Raw genomic sequence first — 15,727 nt, 5'->3', positions numbered from 1 at the left:
GGATAACACCGGTCATGATTTATTTATTTTCTACACCCATAGGTATCGGCACATAAAGATCCATTTGTGCCTTAACTGCTTGTATCTTTTCTAAAACCACTATCTGGTCCGCCGATATACCGACATCTATCATCGCTTGCTTTAATTTTTGCGCTCTATTTTTGGCTAGCTTATCAAGAGTATCTTCATCAATCTTTCTAGCTCTAACCAAAGCCTCATATGCATTAGTCGGTTGGTTTTTAAACTGTCTGGCGGCCATTTGGCGTATGACTTCGTCTTGTGTACCATTTGTTTTACTTGAAGCAATCATCACGTCTCTATCAAACAACCTCTTTTGGACTGCGTATCTATCCACTTCTTCATCATAAGAAGGCGCAATGATTAAATTTATATCCTTTTTGGCATCGGTTATCTTTTTAAATTCATCTATCTTTTTCATCTGAGACTTCATCATCTCGTCGCTACCTGCCGTAAAATCGATACTGGCTAGCTCATCAGCATTTTCTACTCCAAGCATATTCCCAAGAAGTCTAAAAGGAGAAGTCACAACATCTGTAAATATCTGCATGATGGTTTGCAGTACTATACCACCGTAACTAAATTCTGGATTTTCAAGATCACCTCCGACAGGTAAATTTAGCTTTATTACGTTGTTTGAGTCTTGAAGTACCGAGATGGCAAGCTGCAAAGGCAAGCTAACTGCGCTAGGTGACTCCACACTTTCTCCAAGTTTTATGGTGTCTATACGTATGCCATTATCGCCTTTCATCTGAGAATCTTCGATATTATATACCAACGATAAGTCAAGCACCCCACCCTCTATCTTGCGTCCAACAAAGGTCGCGCTATATGGAGTTACTTCGTTTAGCTCGACATCTTTAAATTTCAAGCTAATATCGCTAAATTTTTTAGGCTCTAGCGCGTTTATCCTCATTTGGACATTTGCGCTACCTCCTTTACCTATAGTTCCGCTAGATGTTATCTCTGAGATGGTGTTTTTCCTTATGTTGTCAACTTTTGCATTTAAATTTTTTATCTTAAACAAAAACGGTAAAACCAGGCTAGCATCGCTAAAATCAACACTCATGTCATTCAAGGCAACATCTTGTATCTGCACCCCAAATTTATCGGCACTTTTACTTTTAAGTTCTTTTTTTGCTTCGTTTTGGCTGTTAACTTTTGCCAAAAGCGCTAAATTTAAGCTTTTGTTATCATCAACATGAGCACGAAGATGTGGGCTGTTTATCGTCACGCCGTCTATCTTTACTCCATTTTCATTTAAATTTATATTTTTTATTTTTGCATTTTTTAAATTTATAATTTGCAAGTTATTACTATCGTTTATAAGAATATCGTCCAAATTTACATGTGAATTTATCTGATAGCTTTTATCAAATTTAACATTTGCATCAACACTTAGATTGCCACCTGCGATAAAGCCGTTAATGTAGTGTTTTGAGATCTTATTTAACTCTTTTAGTTTGCTGTTAAGCTTTATGTTTAGATCTGATTTTAGCGGCTCAAGCCTTGCGTTGCCTTTTAAATTTATATCAACTTTTTCACCACTTGTAATGCTTGCATTTATATCAAACGGTTTTGAAAGATCGCTTGAAAAGCCGCCTATTTTGGCATTTTTAAGAACTATCTCATGAGTTAGAACAGAAGGAAGAAAGCCTTGCGTGATGTTTGACTTTGCATTTATGATCTCGATATTTTTGACATTTGCGACAAACTGTTTTTTGCTATCGTTATTTGCTGTTGCCGCTTTTTTATCGGTCTGTTTTGCGGAAGTTTTCTTTAAAATAGCAAGATTATTTATTGCTTTTGCACCGTTTTTGCTTATCTCATCGTTGTAAAATAGCTCAAGCACTTTTATGTTTTTTACATCAAGTATGTTTTCTTTAAGATTAAAACTTATATCTTCAAGACTAAGTTTGTCAAGTCCGCCAAATACTTTATCTCTTGAAAACAGATCGCTTTTTTTGGCGTCAAAAGAGCCAAGTGCAAGTCTTTCATTATCAAATTTAAGCTCATTTGCATTTAGACTATCAATATTAAGTAGTTTTTCTCCCGCTACTTTTATGACACTAGTTTGTGAGTTAAAATTTTTAAGATCCGCGACAATCTTTGCGTCACTATCTTTTAAAAACACTAAAGTGTTTAGCTCGTTAAATTCAAAGACAGACTGTGATAACTCCGTGTCATAACCTTTAAATTTAATGTCGCTTAAGCCAAATTTTGGCAACCTTGTAGTGATACTTTTAAAATCATCTCTAGCCCTTATGAGCATATCGTCTATATAAATTTTATCACTACTCATGGCTATCTCTGCGTTTTTAAAGCTAATTTTATCCAGCGAAGTTTTGCCGATTTTTACATCTACAACACTTGTCTTAACAAAGTCTCCGTTTAAAGAGATATCATCTAAACTAAATTTATCAAATGAAATGTTACCATCCAAATTTAGCACTTCAAATTCATTTGCTTGAAGTTTTGCCTTATTTACATTTATATTCACACCATTATCTAGGCTTAGCTCGTAGTTTAGCTTTGCATCAAGCGTGCCTTTTGTTATATTTATATCAGGCTGATTTATGTAGCTTTGCCATATTTTGTTCATTTTTAGTCCACTAAATTTAACATCGCCATATATTTTTAAAGGATTTAAACTAACTCCGCCACTCCAATCAAACGTCTCAAACAAGCTTGAGCTTGTATCAAGATCGTGCTTTCCTGCGCTATACTCTTTTAAATTTATATCATTTATAGTATAGCTTAGATCATTAAAAGAGACCACAAATGGCTCTTTTAAACTCATGTCGGCATATTGAGCGCCGCCGTTTATAATCTCAAACAAATTTAACGTAAAGTTAAAAAAACTCTCGTTATCTGCCTGATTGCTTGCATTATCTTCACTTGTTTTACTTGCAACCAAAGGCTCAAAGTTAAAACCAAGCTCCCTATCTCGCGTAATATTTATAAATGGATTTGTTAAGCGAAAGACATCAACATTTACATTTCTTGAAAAAATATTCTTGAAATTTAAACTCGCATCGATACTGTCTGCTCTAAAAAGATCATTGTATGTTTTTAGACTTACTTTAGTTGCGTTTAGTTCAAATTTATATGGATGAAATTTAGCCTCTTTGATCTCCAAAGTCGCATTTTTATCGGCTATAAATTTTGGTGCGATATCCGTTATAAGCCAAGGAATACCGAAAAATCCAAATAAAGTATAAAACAAAACAATTAAGCTAAATGAAGTTATGACGATGCAAGATTTTTTATATTTGTGATAGAAATTTTTCAAATTTGACCTTTAAAATTTGAAATGACGGCTAAGCTAGTTATCCTAAAAACGCTCCAGCATAACTGCTGCAATGGCAAATCCTCCATCGTGAGCTATGCTTAAACTGGCATTTTTTATATTAAATTTCTCATAAATTTTAGGTGTAAATTTTAAAATAGGTGCATTTTTCGCATCTTTTTCAACGATAATGTCAAAAAAACTGCACTCAGCACTTATACCGACGCCAAGAGCCTTGCTAGCAGCCTCTTTTGCCGCCCAAAAACCAGCAGCCGTTGCGTCTGACTTAACAAGGGCTATCTCGCTAGGAGATAAAAAACGCGCCAAAAATGTCTCATTATAGCGCGCTTTTAGCCTAGCTATCCTATCTATAGCAACTATGTCTATACCGATCATTGCACCACGAAATCAGTAAAATAGATATTTTTAATATATCCATCGCTAATAACTTCGTTTAACTTGCCGACTATCTCATCTTTAAGTTTGTCTTTACCTTTTGAGGTGCTTACTTCTTCGTAAGTTTTTGAAGACAAGGTAACTATGATAATATCACGAAGTAGCGCCTTTTTCTTATCAAGTTCAGGTGTTAAAGTCTCAGCACTTTGTTCCATGTCAATTTTAGTCTTTAAGAAACGTGAGCCGTTTTCACTTAGAAGGTTTACTATAAATTGATCAAGAGGGTATATCGGACCCATATTTGCATAATTTACAGTGCGCTTGTTAGACTGAGAAGCCGGGGTAAACTGCGCTACTTGTTGCTGTTGAGGTTGTTGCATAGCAGCATTTGCCTGTGCCGTATCATCATCTCCTAGAAGCAAAAACGCCACCAAAGCACCAACTATAAGCAATAATACAAATATCGCCACGATAATGACAATAAGCACACTTTTTGAGCCACCCTTCTTAGACTTTCCTTCTTCTATCTCGTCCGCCATTCTCTCTCCTTAAAATTTTGATACAATTATACAAAAAAAAATCAAAAATGAGAAAAGATGATACATAAAACAAATGCCGCACGGATACTTGATAAATTTAAAATTCCTTACAAGATCATAGAATACGAAGTTGATGAGAGCGATCTTTCAGCCGTTCACGTAGCAAACGTAGCCGCACAACCGATAGAAAAAATTTATAAAACCATAGTTTGTGTTTGCGAGCCAAAAAACTATATCATAGCTTGTATTCAAGGAGACTTGGAGTTAAATTTAAAATCCCTAGCCCAAGCTGCCGGAGTTAAGAGGTGTGAGCTTGTAAATTTAAGAGACTTAGAAAAGATCACAGGATATATCAGAGGCGGTTGTTCGCCAATAGGAATGAAAAAACAGTTTGCAACTTTTATAGACGATAGAGCGATAAATTTGCAAGAAATTTATATAAGCGCAGGTGTTAGAGGAAAGCAACTTATGCTAAATCCCCTTGATCTTGCAAAAATTTGCGATGCAAAATTTCAAAGCATCGCAAGATCAGCGCGAGAGTAGTCCCTGCAAATTTTAGGCTTGATACTCATCAAGCGCTTTTTGTAGTCTAGCAAAACCCTCTTTCATCTCTTTTTTGCTTATATTTAAAGGCGGTAAAAACCTAAGCGTTTTAACTCCTGATCGAAGTACCAAAACACGGTTTTTAAGTGCAAGAGAGATAATTTTAGCAAGATCGATACCATCTTTTAGCTCAAGACCCAGCATCATGCCAAGACCTTGTTTTTGCTCAAAAATTTTACCGTTTTTCTTTACAACTTCATCCAGATGTTCGTTAAATTCAGCTGAAATTTTATCCATTTCGCCATCTTTTTTTAATGCCTTTAGTTCTTTTAAAGTCGCAAGTCCTACCGAAGTAGCTAGGAAATTTCCGCCAAATGTAGAGCCGTGATCGCCTGGTGTGAATATACTTTTTTTACTAACGCAGGCCCCTATACCAACTCCGCCGCCAAGTCCTTTTGCAAAGGTTATAACATCCGGTTTTATGTCATAAAGCTTACTTGTGATAAACTCGCCGGTTCTATAAACACCGCATTGAACCTCATCGGTTATAAGTAAAAGTTCGCGTTTTTTAAGCTCTTTTGCAAGACGTTTTACCTCATCTTTGTCAAGAGCTTTTATGCCACCTTCGCCTTGAACCAACTCTATCATTACAGCTACGGTATTATCATTTATATTTTTTATAACATCTTCAATCGTTGAGTAAAATTTAAATCCCTCCATATAAGGAGCGAAAATTTCAGGATGAAATTTATCCTGTCCGGTTGCTTGAAGTGTAGCTAATGTCCGTCCATGAAATGAATTTCCTAAAGAAATAATCTCAAATTTCTTCTCTTTAAAATGAGTTGCACCATACTTTCTAGCTAATTTGATCGCACACTCATTAGCTTCTGCGCCTGAGTTACAAAAAAAAGTGTATGTTTTATAGCCGATTTGCTTTGAAATTTCCTTGGCTAAACGCTCTTGCGGCTTGATGTGATATATATTTGAAGTGTGAAGTAAATTTTTAGCCTGCTTAGTAATTGCTCTTACTATTTTTTTATGAGCGTAGCCTAACGCATTTACACCTATACCCGAAGCAAAATCAACATAATCATTACCATCTTCATCAAAAAGAGTAGCACCCTCTCCTCTCTCAAAACCTACATCAAATCTAGCGTAAGTGTCCATTAAATACATTTTAATCCTTTAGCGGCGGCAAACGCCAACCATTATAGTATGCAAACATTCGTATAGTAATACCAAGCGCAAGCAAGCACAGCACGAAAAACACCCCTGTAAAACCTGCCAAATAAAGCAGATAATAGCTAATGCCGACACAAAGACTAATCGTCCCGTAAAGCCCCGTAGTTAAAAACCAAGGCACCTCATTTAGTAAAATATCGCGTAAAATTCCTCCGCCTACGCCGTTAAAAAATGCCATAAGCCCTACGCCAAACACGTTATGACCGTATTCGACAGCAACCATAGCTCCTACTATAGAAAAGCATATCACATCTATAGCGTCGGCAAATATAAATATAAATTTTTTCTCCAATTTATCACGTTTTTTGTGTAAATTCGTAAAATTTGCCACTACAAGCACCAAAATAACAATAATCATGGGCATATAATGCGTAAAACTATAAATCGCCCTACTAACAAGCATATCACGAAGAATACCGCCGCCAAGTGCAGTTAAAAATGCCGCCAAAAAAACGCCAAGCCAGTCACAACCCTTCTTTACTCCGAACAAATAACCGCTGAGTGCCGCAGATGCGATACCTATATACTCTATGATTGAGATTATTTCCATCTATACGCTTTAAGTAAATTTTCGGGGTATTTTACAAGTAAAAATATAAATATCGGCTTTAAATTTAGCCCCGCAACCAAACGGGACTAAAGCTTAAAACGTCATAGGATAATGATGGAAGTCATCAAATATGATCTTGTTTGTTTGAAATTTCTCACGCTTTAACTCACGCACGCGTAAAAATTCCTCCTCATCTATCTTTTTGATCTCGATCGCAGCTTTAAATGTCGGCGTCTTGGAGATAAAGTCCCAGCCGGAGCTTGTTAGCTCGTTACAAGAGCTCTCCCAGTAGTGAAAGGTCATCTGTATGATACCGTCAGGCACGCAGTCGGTTATATCGGCTTTTACAACGATATAACCATATCTACTCCAAGCCTTGATAAAATCCCCATGCGATATACCGTAACGAGCTGCCAGCGCGGCACTCATTTCAGCTATCGGACCAATACTATCTCCGCCCTCTTCTATCGCACGAGAACGACGAGTCATCGTTCCTACGGTGTATTGATAAACCTTTCTTGTAGTAAGTAGCTGGATAGGATACTTCTCGTCTGTCTTTTCATCAACACATCCGGCCATAACAGGATAGTTTTCAGGCATTGCGTGCTTTTTAGCAAATTCTGCTTTTGCAGGCTCAATATCTTTGATGCTATCAACAAACAAGCAAGGAACAAAATTTCCTCTGCCATCTGGAGTAAAGAATTTTTTATCAAGATACAAGCTTTGTCCACCAAGACTATTTTCATCAGGACAAGGCCAGTGAAGCCCGTGATGTTTTTTGATACGATAGTAGCTCATGCCGCCGTATCTTCTAGGATCTATCCTGCGAACCTCTTCCCAAATTTGCTCAGGAGACTGATATGTAAAGTGCTCTCCTAGTCCGAGCCGCCTGGCTAATTCACACACTATCCACCAGTCTTGACGCGCATCTCCTGGAGGTGTGATAACAGCGTCATTATGCTGAACTCTTCGCTCTGCGTTTGCATAAAGCCCTTCTTTCTCACTGCTTGCAACACCAGGAAATACCACGTCGGCCTTGCGTGAAGTTTCAGTCAAGAAGATATCTTGCACCACATACATCTCCACCATAGAAATCCCTTTTAAAAAATGGTTAGTATTTGGCTCTGAGATGACGGGATTTTCACCTATTGTCCAGAAAAATTTAACCTGACCATTTATAATGGCGTCAGGAACTTCTGTCTTGTGTATGCCTATTTTTGCACTTAGATGGCCCTTTGGTAAATGCCACTTGCTCTCAAACCACTCCCTAGCAGCTTGGTCTGTTACTTGACCTAAATTTGGATAAACATTTGGAAGCACACCCATATCGCAACAGCCTTGAACATTCTCCTGTCCTCTTAAAGGCAAGTCGCCGGTGCCTAGCTCGCAGATATTTCCCGTGATCAAAAATAAATTTGACACATCGCAAACCCCGCCTACTCCGTGGTTAAAGTGAGTAACTCCCATGCCGTGAGTGATGACAGCAGGTTTTACGGTGGCATAAATTCTAGCTGCTTTTCTTATATCGTCGGCATTTAGGCGGGTATATTTAGCTACAACCTCGGGAGCGTAGTCTTTTACCGCCTCTTTTAGGTATTTAAAGCCATTTGTATGGTTTTTTACAAATTCTTGATTTACTAAATTTTCTTCTATTATCGTATAGATCATGGAATTTATAACAGGTATATTATGCTCAGGTTCGAGTTGTAAATGCACATCGGCACGATTTGCAAATTCTGTTTTTATCGGGTCTATCACGATGAGTTTTGCGCCACGATTTAAAGCGCGTTGTATGTGCATGGCAGCAATTGGGTGTCCGTTTTCAGGGTTTGAGCCTATCATAAGCACGCAATTGCTATAAATGCCAATTTCCGTAAAGCTATTTGTAGCCGCTCCGTTACCGATAGTTTTGGCAAGACCTGCCACAGTCGGAGCGTGTCAAATTCTAGCACAGTGATCGACGTTGTTTGTCCCTAAAATTCTCATTAATTTTTGTGCAACGTAGTTATCTTCCAAGGTGCAACGTGCAGAAAAATTTCCCGCTAAAGCATCAGCGCCATGTTTGGCAACCACCTCTTTTATCTTGTTTGAGACAAGATCAAGCGCTTCGTCCCACTCTGCCTCTACTAGATCGCCGTCTTTGCTAAACACTCCGTCTTTTTTACGGATCAATGGTTTTACTAGTCGGTCTGGAGAGCCTACATAGTCCCAGCCGTAGCTACCTTTTAAACAGAGACTTCCTTCGTTTACGGGGTTATCCTCAACGCCAACGGCTGCTTTTATCACGTTGTTTTCGACAAACAATTCCACCTCGCAGCCGGTTCCGCAATACGGGCAAATGACTTTACCACCACTTTTCATCGTATTCTCCTTTACCTGTTTTACAGGTTATTTTAAATATGTTATTTTTACATATTTAATTATGCAATTTTTACACAATTAACTTTAAATAAATATAAATTTTTCTTTAATTTTTTAAATTAATTAAATATTTTTATATTATATACTTACTAGAATTTAATATAATTAGAACAAAAAGGAATCAAAATGCGTAAAATTCTACTCATGTTGGCATTTTTTGCCACTATTTTATCGGCCGATATTGTGCAAAACCAAAAAGTAAAACGCGCCATAAACGTCCTAAATGACTTTATCATAGAAAATAAAGATCAAAATTTATTAAAAGACGCTAGCGCGATAGCGATATTTACAGATCTTACCAAGGGTGGAGCCGGAGTTAGCGTTATAAATGGCAAAGGTATCTTTGTGGCTAAAAATGATGACGGTCAAATTTCAAGTCCGTTTTTTGTGGATTTTTCAGGAATTGAGCTTGGTGCAACCCTTGGATTAAGCTCTGTTGATCTTATCATCGTTTACAAAAACTCTCGCAGCTATCATAAAATTTTTGAAAATAACTATAGAATTTCCCTAAGCACACAAGCAACGATGATAAATAACGCAAGCGGAGGCGCTATAACCACAAATGCCCCTGAATTTTTTGCTTACGCAAGAGAGTCATCTAACTCAAGAGGAATTTATCTTGGAGTTGGAATTCAAATTTCACATATGGGCATAAACAGACAAGATACGATAGATTATTACGATAGGATATACGACTACGAAGATATTTATAACAACAGCCCAAAAGCTAGTAAATACACAAAGAAGTTGCAAGAACTAGCTAGGCAAAGTTTTAAAGGTTAGATTGTAAATAAAGAGATGAAGCGTTTTTTAGGTATAGGCGAAAACTGCGTCATATACTCAAACGCTTCTTCATAATCCCCATCCGTAAAAGTCGCAACATGCTCTATAAGCTCATAAAGCTCTTCATCATCCATAGAGTCGAAACTGCCGCGATTTTCTAAAATTTCAAGTAAAACCGCATCTAATTCAAGCTCGTCATACGTCATTAGTTTTCCTTAAGTCAAAAAATTGCGAAACTATACCAAAACAACCTTATATTTGGCTTTATTTTCTTTATAGTTAATATGAGGTATTATTATAAATACTTAGTAATTAATATCAAATTTGCGGTGATACAAGATGGAAAACTTTGAAAATTTTTATAAAAATTTATCACATTTTATGAGTGAGTTTAACCATAAAAATTCATACGCAAAAGAGAAAATTTTACTTATTTTATATCATGCCTCATCGCATTTAAGCGCAGCCGATATAAAAGACGAATTTCTTAAAAGACACAAACAAAACATCTCCATGCCAAGCATCTATGCTTTACTAAATTTCTTAAGCGAGTGTAACCTTACAAACGTATATGACGACAACGGCGTAAGAAAATTTGAGTTAAATTTAACCGCACATCACGATCATCTTATCTGTGAAAGATGTGGAAAAGTTAAAAGCTTTAGAGATGATTTTATAGAAGACGCTCAGGATAAAATTTGTAAAGATAAAAATTTCACTTGCATATCGCACTCGATGATACTTTATGGAATATGTGATGAGTGTCTGAAAAACAATTTCTCATAATAATTTGGATTTTGATAACGAGAGGCAAAAAACTTTAAGTAACATTTAAGTTACTTAATTACATAATGCCGACAAAAGGATAAAAAATGGATATAAATTTAGAAATTTTAATGCAAATATCAAGCTATTTTAGCAAGATAGCTCACACTCCGGGTCGCCTTAGAGTTAGGGTTGATCCAAAGATCAAGGACCTTTCGCAAAGCATAAATTTAGGTGAACTTGACAGTGTTATAGCAAAGATAAACGGCATAAAAAACGTCAAATTTAACAAGATCATCGGCTCTGTAACGATCGAGTATGACAATGAAATTTTCCCTAAAATTTTATGGGACGATCTTCTTGAGGGACAAAATTTAGACCAAATTTCAGTCAAGATAAACAACATCGCAAAAGAGGTGTATTGTGCATAACGACTTTTTGGACGCAGCGTATTTAAGCGAAAAAAATGCTCAAATTTTATATGAAATTTTAAACGAATTTGATGATGTTTTTAGAGAAATTTACGCCCTAAGACAAAATGCCATAACCCTTATACAAACATATGCCAAGGTTAAAAAGCTTAAGCTAAACGAAGATGAGACGCAAAATGCGTTTTTAAAACCGACTTGCGCCCAGGATGCATTTATATGTGCGTTAAATTATGAAATTCAACTAAATAAAATGTATGAAAATTTCTGTGAAAATTTAGACGATGATGAGCTAAAAGATCTATTTTTTAGACTTTGGGCTACATCAAATAACGAATACATCGTCGCCCTAAAAGCAAAACTTTCTAAGACCATGTCTAGCGACAAAGATGATCAAAATAATATAAAAAATTTAATACAAAATTTACAAGAAAAAGGCTATGAGGGTGTTATAAACGAATACCAAGAAAATTTCGCTAAAATAAGCAACGATCTGCAAGATATCATAAGTGGCAAAGCCGATAAAGCCCAGATGATGAAAATTTTAAATAATCCGAATTTTTCGTTTTTTAGCGGTCTTGCACTAGGCGCTCTTGGTATCTCCATAGTCGGTAAAAATTTAGAACCAAAGGATAAATAATGATACAAAATACAAACAAGAAAGGAGCTAAAATGGCACTTCCATTTATTGCAGGCGTCGCATTGGGCGCATTGGCTGTAGTAGCCTACAACAAAAGAGATAAGGTAAAAGAGTGTGCGGCTGACGGCTTTGAAAAAGGTAAAGAAACCGCAAAAGACCTTTTTAAAAAAAGCAAAGATATCGCAGGTGACGTAAAGGAATTTACTCAAGAAAAGATCTTAAAAACTCAAACAAAAAGCGAGAAAAAACCAGCCGCTAAAAAAAGTGTTAAAAAACCGTCTACTGCTAAAGCAAAACCGCAAGTAGCTAACGATCAAGCATAGGGGATATAATATGAGCAAAAGTAAAGCTCTTATGCTTTCAACAACTAGACTGCCGTTTGACCACTTCGTAAGCGGCGCTCTAGTGGGTGCTATGAGCGCGACTGCGCTTGAGCTAGGAAATAAAAACAAAAAAACTCCCCTTGGTGTCGCAAAGAGAGTTTTGAAATTTAGCCTAGGCGGCGGTGTGGTAGCAGCCGTAGGCATAAGTGCGTCAAACTCTATCGCCAAAGGAAACTACATGAGTGCGGCTACAAAGACCGCCCTTGGTATCGGTGCACTAATTTTAATAGAAAATTTAATAAAACCGGAGAGTAACTAAATGAAAAATCCATATATCGACAACCAAGAAATTCAAGTTCAAGTAACTACACCTCCCCAAAACGGAGTAGATAAAGCCATAAACGAAGCAGCCAAAGAACTACCTTTTGTTCCTGAAAATTTTAATGCCGCAGGCTTTATAAAAGGACTACTTATCGGCGGCGTAGCAGCTTATGTACTTACTAATCCCAAAGCACAAGAGCGCCTTTTTAAAGCTATCATAAAAGGCGGAGAGCTTGTAAATGCCGGCATAGAAGAGCTAAAAGAGCGGTTTGAAGATGTCAAAGCAGAGCTTGAAGCACAAAAATAATCTACGTATCGCACATCACTGCGGTAACCGAATTCGTATTATCTGTGACGAGCTAAACAACCGAAGCGACGTAAGTGTCATAGAGGCTAATATCGGCGAGCACAAAGGCGTAAAAAGCGTGCGCGTAAACAAATACGCAAAAAGTATCGTTGTAGAGTATTTTGGCGATCTTGATGAAATTTTAAATTTCATACAAAATTTAAAGATCCCAAAAAAGCCAAAAGACACTTCCTTGCCAAGTAAGGTCGAGATATACAAGTCAGGTGCCGTAATGGCGATAAGTCCGCTCATCTCTAGCAATTACACAAAAACTGCGTTGGGACTTTATGCAAGTAGTGCGAATTTACTACAAGGCGTAAAAGAACTAAAAGAAGAGGGAGTAACATCTAAAGTTCTTGAGTCTATGGCTGTTGGCGTTAGCCTTGCAAGAGGCGACCATCTAGCCGCAAACAGCACAAATTTCATGTTAAATTTAGGCGAATACATGGAAGAAAGTACCTCTCATAGAAGCGATGATCTCATAAAAGAGCTTGCAAGACCAAATATCGAAGAGGTTTGGATAGAAATTCGCCAAGAAGACGGCAGCCTAGGACTTAAAAAAGTAAAAACCCAAAAACTTAAAAAAGGCGACATAGTAGTTGTCGGCGCAGGAGAGAGCATAGGCATAGACGGATATATAGTTGACGGAAATGCTAGTGTAAATCAAGTCTCAATGACCGGAGAGGCAGAGCCTATCGCTAGATCAAGAGGCGACCGCGTCATGAGCGGGACTGTCGTCGAAGATGGCCGGATCAAAATTTGGGCTGAAAATGTTGGCGACGAAACAGCTACGGCCCGTATCAAAGAATACATCCAAAGCTCATTAAACGAAAAATCAAGCGTCGGGCTAAAAGCTACAAAACTGGCCGACAAACTAGTGCCGGTCACTCTATCTTTAGCTGGTGTGTCCTATCTGATAAACCGCGATATGAACAGTGTCGCAAGCGTGCTTCAAGCAGACTACTCTTGTGCGCTTAAGCTAGCAACTCCGGTGGCTTTTAAGTCAAGTATCTCAAAGGCCGGAAGAAACGGGATTTTAATCAAAGGCGCGAAGGCGATCGAAGCTTTAAATTTGGCAGATACTTTTGTGTTTGATAAAACAGGAACTCTAACCCATGGAAGACTTAGCGTGGTCAAGATATTTTCGTTCAAGAAAAATTTAAGCGAAGAAGATATCTTAAATTTAACCGCAAGCGCCGAAGAGCACTACTTCCACCCTGTAGCAGAGGCGATCGTAGAAGCCGCCAATAAACGCGGTTTTCATCATATACATCACGATGAGGTCGAATTTATCGTTGCACACGGCGTCAAAACATCCATGGATAAAAAAGAGGTCGTTATCGGTTCAAGACACTTTTTAGAAGATGACGAAGGTATAAGCTTTGCCGGGCAAGATAAAGTCATACAAGATGCACTAAACAAAGGACTAACCCTACTTTATGTCGGATACGACAAAGAACTAGTCGGCGTTATCGCGATGAAAGATGATATGCGAGAAAACGCAAAAGCCACATTAGACAAGCTAAGAACTCTTGGTGTAAAAGAGATTATTATGTTAAGCGGAGACATAAAAGCAAAAGCTCAAGAGGTTGCTAAAGAGCTTGGTTGTGACCGTGTATACGCAGAATGTTTGCCAACGGATAAAGCAAAGATAATAGAAGAACTAAAAGCCGAAGGTAAAAATGTTGCATTTATAGGAGATGGCATCAACGATGCACCAAGTCTAACAAAAGCAAACGTAGGCATAAGTATGCACAAGGGTGCAGACATAGCAAAGGCAACTGCTGATATAAGCCTACTTAAGGACGATATAGCAAGTGTTGCTATCGCCAAAGAGTTGTCTGTAAAAACAATGAAGCTAATCGGCTCAAATTTTAACTCAACCGTTGGTATAAATACCGCCATCCTAGTAGCAGCAACATTTGGCATACTAAACCCTATCGCAACCGCAATACTGCACAACGGAACTACGATCTGGCTACTTTTAAATTCAATGAAAGGTGTAAAATTTGCAAAATAAAATTTTAAACGGCTCATTACTAAATCTTGAGACTCAAAGAAAAGTCGCAAAAGTCGGCCTTGGTGTGTCACTTGGAGTGGTTACATTAAGTGCGTTTGGCATGAAAAACAAAACTATAAAAGCGCTACATATCATATCAGGCGTAGCACTTGTCGGCTTTAGCATATATCATCACGGACTTTACAATAATGGTTTTGCGCAAAAAATTATAACCCAACAGTCCAAAAAACGTAAGAAAATAGCCCTTAGCACAAAATGATAAGTGACGCAAAAATTTGGGAGTATATCCACTCCGATCTCCCATTAAACGATCTTACGACCTCACTTTGCGAGGGTAAAGAGCGCCCTGCTAAACTTGAAATTTTTACACGTGAGCGAATTGTTTTAAGCAACACAGCCACAGCAATACGCATAGCAGAATTTCTTGAATGCAAAGATGTAAACACAGGAAAAGACGGTGAAATTTATAAAGCAAAAGAGCCGATATTTAACGCGAGCGGTAGCTTTGAAAATTTACATAAAGCATGGAAGCTGATACAAATTTTATTTGAATACTCGTGTAAAATTTCAACACATACTGCAGACATGGTAGCTTTATGTAAGGACGCTAGCCCGTATTGTCAAGTCCAAACCACGCGAAAAAACTTTCCTTTTGCAAAAGAATTTTGCCTAAATGCCGTTATAAGCGGCGGTGGACGCATACATAGGGCAAACCTTAGCGACAGCGTGCTATTTTTCGCAAACCATATCAAGGCTTACAAAAGTTTTGAAAATTTCTGCGAACATATAGCCGACTTTAAAACCAATCTGCCAGAAAAAAAGATAATGATAGAGTGTGAAAATTTAAGCGAATTTCAGACGCTTTTGCATTACAAGCCGGACGTTATCCAGTGTGATAAATTTAGCCCATCGCAACTTAGTAAAGCCATAGAGCTTAAAAATAAAACAAATTCAAGCATCATAGTAACTGCAGCAGGAGGTATAAATTTAAAAAACTGCAAGGAGTTTGCAAAGACAGGCATAAATGCGGTAATAACATCGGCACCATACACTCAAGGCACAGCCGATCTTACAGGTAAAATTTCATTTATATAGGCAAAGGG

Annotated in this window: 18 protein-coding genes; 11 read left to right on the top strand and 7 right to left on the bottom strand. The window is 37.6% G+C overall.

Features of this window, described 5'->3' with window-relative positions; translation table 11 throughout:
* Positions 1-19 precede the first annotated feature (19 nt).
* From CCAL_RS03810 to fliL, 3 genes are read right to left on the bottom strand one after another with little or no spacing between them, the layout of a single operon-like run.
* The gene (locus CCAL_RS03810; RefSeq protein WP_172285058.1) at positions 20-3,310 is read right to left on the bottom strand and encodes a DUF748 domain-containing protein; all 3,291 of its coding nucleotides are present in this window, start codon (positions 3,308-3,310) and stop codon (positions 20-22) included.
* Between the two features lie 42 nt (positions 3,311-3,352).
* Positions 3,353-3,703: a holo-ACP synthase gene (gene acpS / locus CCAL_RS03805; RefSeq protein ID WP_170016589.1), complete on the bottom strand. Its 351-nt coding sequence runs from the start codon at positions 3,701-3,703 to the stop codon at positions 3,353-3,355.
* Entirely contained in the window at positions 3,700-4,242 is a 543-nt protein-coding gene (gene fliL / locus CCAL_RS03800; protein WP_170016590.1) for a flagellar basal body-associated protein FliL, read from the bottom strand. The genes acpS and fliL overlap by 4 nt, the downstream gene beginning before the upstream one ends.
* Positions 4,243-4,299: 57 nt before the next feature.
* Between fliL and ybaK the strand changes: the two genes are divergently transcribed.
* The gene (gene ybaK, locus CCAL_RS03795; RefSeq protein ID WP_170016592.1) at positions 4,300-4,785 is read left to right on the top strand and encodes a Cys-tRNA(Pro) deacylase; all 486 of its coding nucleotides are present in this window, start codon (positions 4,300-4,302) and stop codon (positions 4,783-4,785) included.
* Positions 4,786-4,797: 12 nt separating this feature from the next.
* Here ybaK and CCAL_RS03790 read toward each other — a convergent pair whose 3' ends face one another.
* From CCAL_RS03790 to CCAL_RS09525, 3 genes are all read right to left on the bottom strand, one after another.
* Positions 4,798-5,961, bottom strand: coding sequence for an acetylornithine transaminase (locus CCAL_RS03790; RefSeq protein ID WP_169938649.1), 1,164 nt, complete (start codon positions 5,959-5,961; stop codon positions 4,798-4,800).
* A gap of 1 nt (position 5,962) precedes the next feature.
* Positions 5,963-6,577, bottom strand: a complete 615-nt coding sequence (locus CCAL_RS03785; RefSeq protein WP_169938647.1) for a trimeric intracellular cation channel family protein — start codon at positions 6,575-6,577, stop codon at positions 5,963-5,965.
* 93 nt (positions 6,578-6,670) lie between these two features.
* Positions 6,671-8,938 (bottom strand): molybdopterin oxidoreductase family protein, encoded by a 2,268-nt coding sequence (locus CCAL_RS09525; RefSeq protein ID WP_336607771.1) that lies wholly within the window; start codon positions 8,936-8,938, stop codon positions 6,671-6,673.
* 186 nt (positions 8,939-9,124) lie between these two features.
* Between CCAL_RS09525 and CCAL_RS03770 the strand changes: the two genes are divergently transcribed.
* Complete coding sequence (locus CCAL_RS03770; protein WP_169938643.1) at positions 9,125-9,781, top strand: lipid-binding SYLF domain-containing protein; 657 nt, start codon at positions 9,125-9,127, stop codon at positions 9,779-9,781.
* Here CCAL_RS03770 and CCAL_RS03765 read toward each other — a convergent pair.
* A complete protein-coding gene (locus CCAL_RS03765; protein ID WP_169938641.1) occupies positions 9,778-9,987 on the bottom strand; it encodes a hypothetical protein in 210 nt (69 codons plus the stop codon). The genes CCAL_RS03770 and CCAL_RS03765 overlap by 4 nt on opposite strands.
* A gap of 133 nt (positions 9,988-10,120) precedes the next feature.
* Here CCAL_RS03765 and CCAL_RS03760 point away from each other — a divergent pair, with 133 nt between their 5' ends.
* From CCAL_RS03760 to modD, 9 genes are all read left to right on the top strand, one after another.
* Positions 10,121-10,567 (top strand): Fur family transcriptional regulator, encoded by a 447-nt coding sequence (locus tag CCAL_RS03760; protein WP_169938639.1) that lies wholly within the window; start codon positions 10,121-10,123, stop codon positions 10,565-10,567.
* 86 nt (positions 10,568-10,653) lie between these two features.
* Positions 10,654-10,977: an HMA2 domain-containing protein gene (locus CCAL_RS03755; RefSeq protein ID WP_170016598.1), complete on the top strand. Its 324-nt coding sequence runs from the start codon at positions 10,654-10,656 to the stop codon at positions 10,975-10,977.
* Positions 10,970-11,614, top strand: coding sequence for a ferritin-like domain-containing protein (locus tag CCAL_RS03750; RefSeq protein ID WP_170016600.1), 645 nt, complete (start codon positions 10,970-10,972; stop codon positions 11,612-11,614). Before CCAL_RS03755 ends, CCAL_RS03750 begins: the two co-directional genes overlap by 8 nt.
* Positions 11,614-11,937, top strand: a complete 324-nt coding sequence (locus CCAL_RS03745) for a hypothetical protein (RefSeq protein ID WP_228026746.1) — start codon at positions 11,614-11,616, stop codon at positions 11,935-11,937. Before CCAL_RS03750 ends, CCAL_RS03745 begins: the two co-directional genes overlap by 1 nt.
* Before the next feature lie 10 nt (positions 11,938-11,947).
* On the top strand, positions 11,948-12,256 hold the full coding sequence (locus CCAL_RS03740; protein WP_169999642.1) for a hypothetical protein: 309 nt from the start codon (positions 11,948-11,950) through the stop codon (positions 12,254-12,256).
* Positions 12,257-12,565: a YtxH domain-containing protein gene (locus tag CCAL_RS03735; RefSeq protein ID WP_169999644.1), complete on the top strand. Its 309-nt coding sequence runs from the start codon at positions 12,257-12,259 to the stop codon at positions 12,563-12,565.
* A complete protein-coding gene (locus tag CCAL_RS03730; RefSeq protein ID WP_394346912.1) occupies positions 12,534-14,624 on the top strand; it encodes a heavy metal translocating P-type ATPase in 2,091 nt (696 codons plus the stop codon). Before CCAL_RS03735 ends, CCAL_RS03730 begins: the two co-directional genes overlap by 32 nt.
* The gene (locus tag CCAL_RS03725; protein ID WP_170016604.1) at positions 14,614-14,883 is read left to right on the top strand and encodes a helicase; all 270 of its coding nucleotides are present in this window, start codon (positions 14,614-14,616) and stop codon (positions 14,881-14,883) included. The genes CCAL_RS03730 and CCAL_RS03725 overlap by 11 nt, the downstream gene beginning before the upstream one ends.
* On the top strand, positions 14,880-15,719 hold the full coding sequence (gene modD, locus CCAL_RS03720) for a ModD protein (protein WP_170016606.1): 840 nt from the start codon (positions 14,880-14,882) through the stop codon (positions 15,717-15,719). Before CCAL_RS03725 ends, modD begins: the two co-directional genes overlap by 4 nt.
* Positions 15,720-15,727 lie beyond the last annotated feature (8 nt).

This window comes from Campylobacter sp. RM6914 (genome assembly GCF_004803835.1).
GTDB lineage: Bacteria > Campylobacterota > Campylobacteria > Campylobacterales > Campylobacteraceae > Campylobacter_A > Campylobacter_A californiensis.
The sequence above is the reverse complement of the archived record's forward strand: the minus strand, read 5'-3'. Positions and strand labels throughout refer to the sequence as shown.

Bases quoted from the DNA above. Each gene is read 5' to 3' on its own strand.
- acpS (WP_170016589.1), bottom strand. From the start codon at position 3,703: ATGATCGGTATAGACATAGTTGCTATAGATAGGATAGCTAGGCTAAAA.
- fliL (WP_170016590.1), bottom strand. From the start codon at position 4,242: ATGGCGGACGAGATAGAAGAAGGAAAGTCTAAGAAGGGTGGCTCAAAA.
- ybaK (WP_170016592.1), top strand. From the start codon at position 4,300: ATGATACATAAAACAAATGCCGCACGGATACTTGATAAATTTAAAATT.
- CCAL_RS03790 (WP_169938649.1), bottom strand. From the start codon at position 5,961: ATGTATTTAATGGACACTTACGCTAGATTTGATGTAGGTTTTGAGAGA.
- CCAL_RS03785 (WP_169938647.1), bottom strand. From the start codon at position 6,577: ATGGAAATAATCTCAATCATAGAGTATATAGGTATCGCATCTGCGGCA.
- CCAL_RS03770 (WP_169938643.1), top strand. From the start codon at position 9,125: ATGCGTAAAATTCTACTCATGTTGGCATTTTTTGCCACTATTTTATCG.
- CCAL_RS03765 (WP_169938641.1), bottom strand. From the start codon at position 9,987: ATGACGTATGACGAGCTTGAATTAGATGCGGTTTTACTTGAAATTTTA.
- CCAL_RS03760 (WP_169938639.1), top strand. From the start codon at position 10,121: ATGGAAAACTTTGAAAATTTTTATAAAAATTTATCACATTTTATGAGT.
- CCAL_RS03755 (WP_170016598.1), top strand. From the start codon at position 10,654: ATGGATATAAATTTAGAAATTTTAATGCAAATATCAAGCTATTTTAGC.
- CCAL_RS03745 (WP_228026746.1), top strand. From the start codon at position 11,614: ATGATACAAAATACAAACAAGAAAGGAGCTAAAATGGCACTTCCATTT.
- CCAL_RS03740 (WP_169999642.1), top strand. From the start codon at position 11,948: ATGAGCAAAAGTAAAGCTCTTATGCTTTCAACAACTAGACTGCCGTTT.
- CCAL_RS03735 (WP_169999644.1), top strand. From the start codon at position 12,257: ATGAAAAATCCATATATCGACAACCAAGAAATTCAAGTTCAAGTAACT.
- CCAL_RS03730 (WP_394346912.1), top strand. From the start codon at position 12,534: ATGTCAAAGCAGAGCTTGAAGCACAAAAATAATCTACGTATCGCACAT.
- modD (WP_170016606.1), top strand. From the start codon at position 14,880: ATGATAAGTGACGCAAAAATTTGGGAGTATATCCACTCCGATCTCCCA.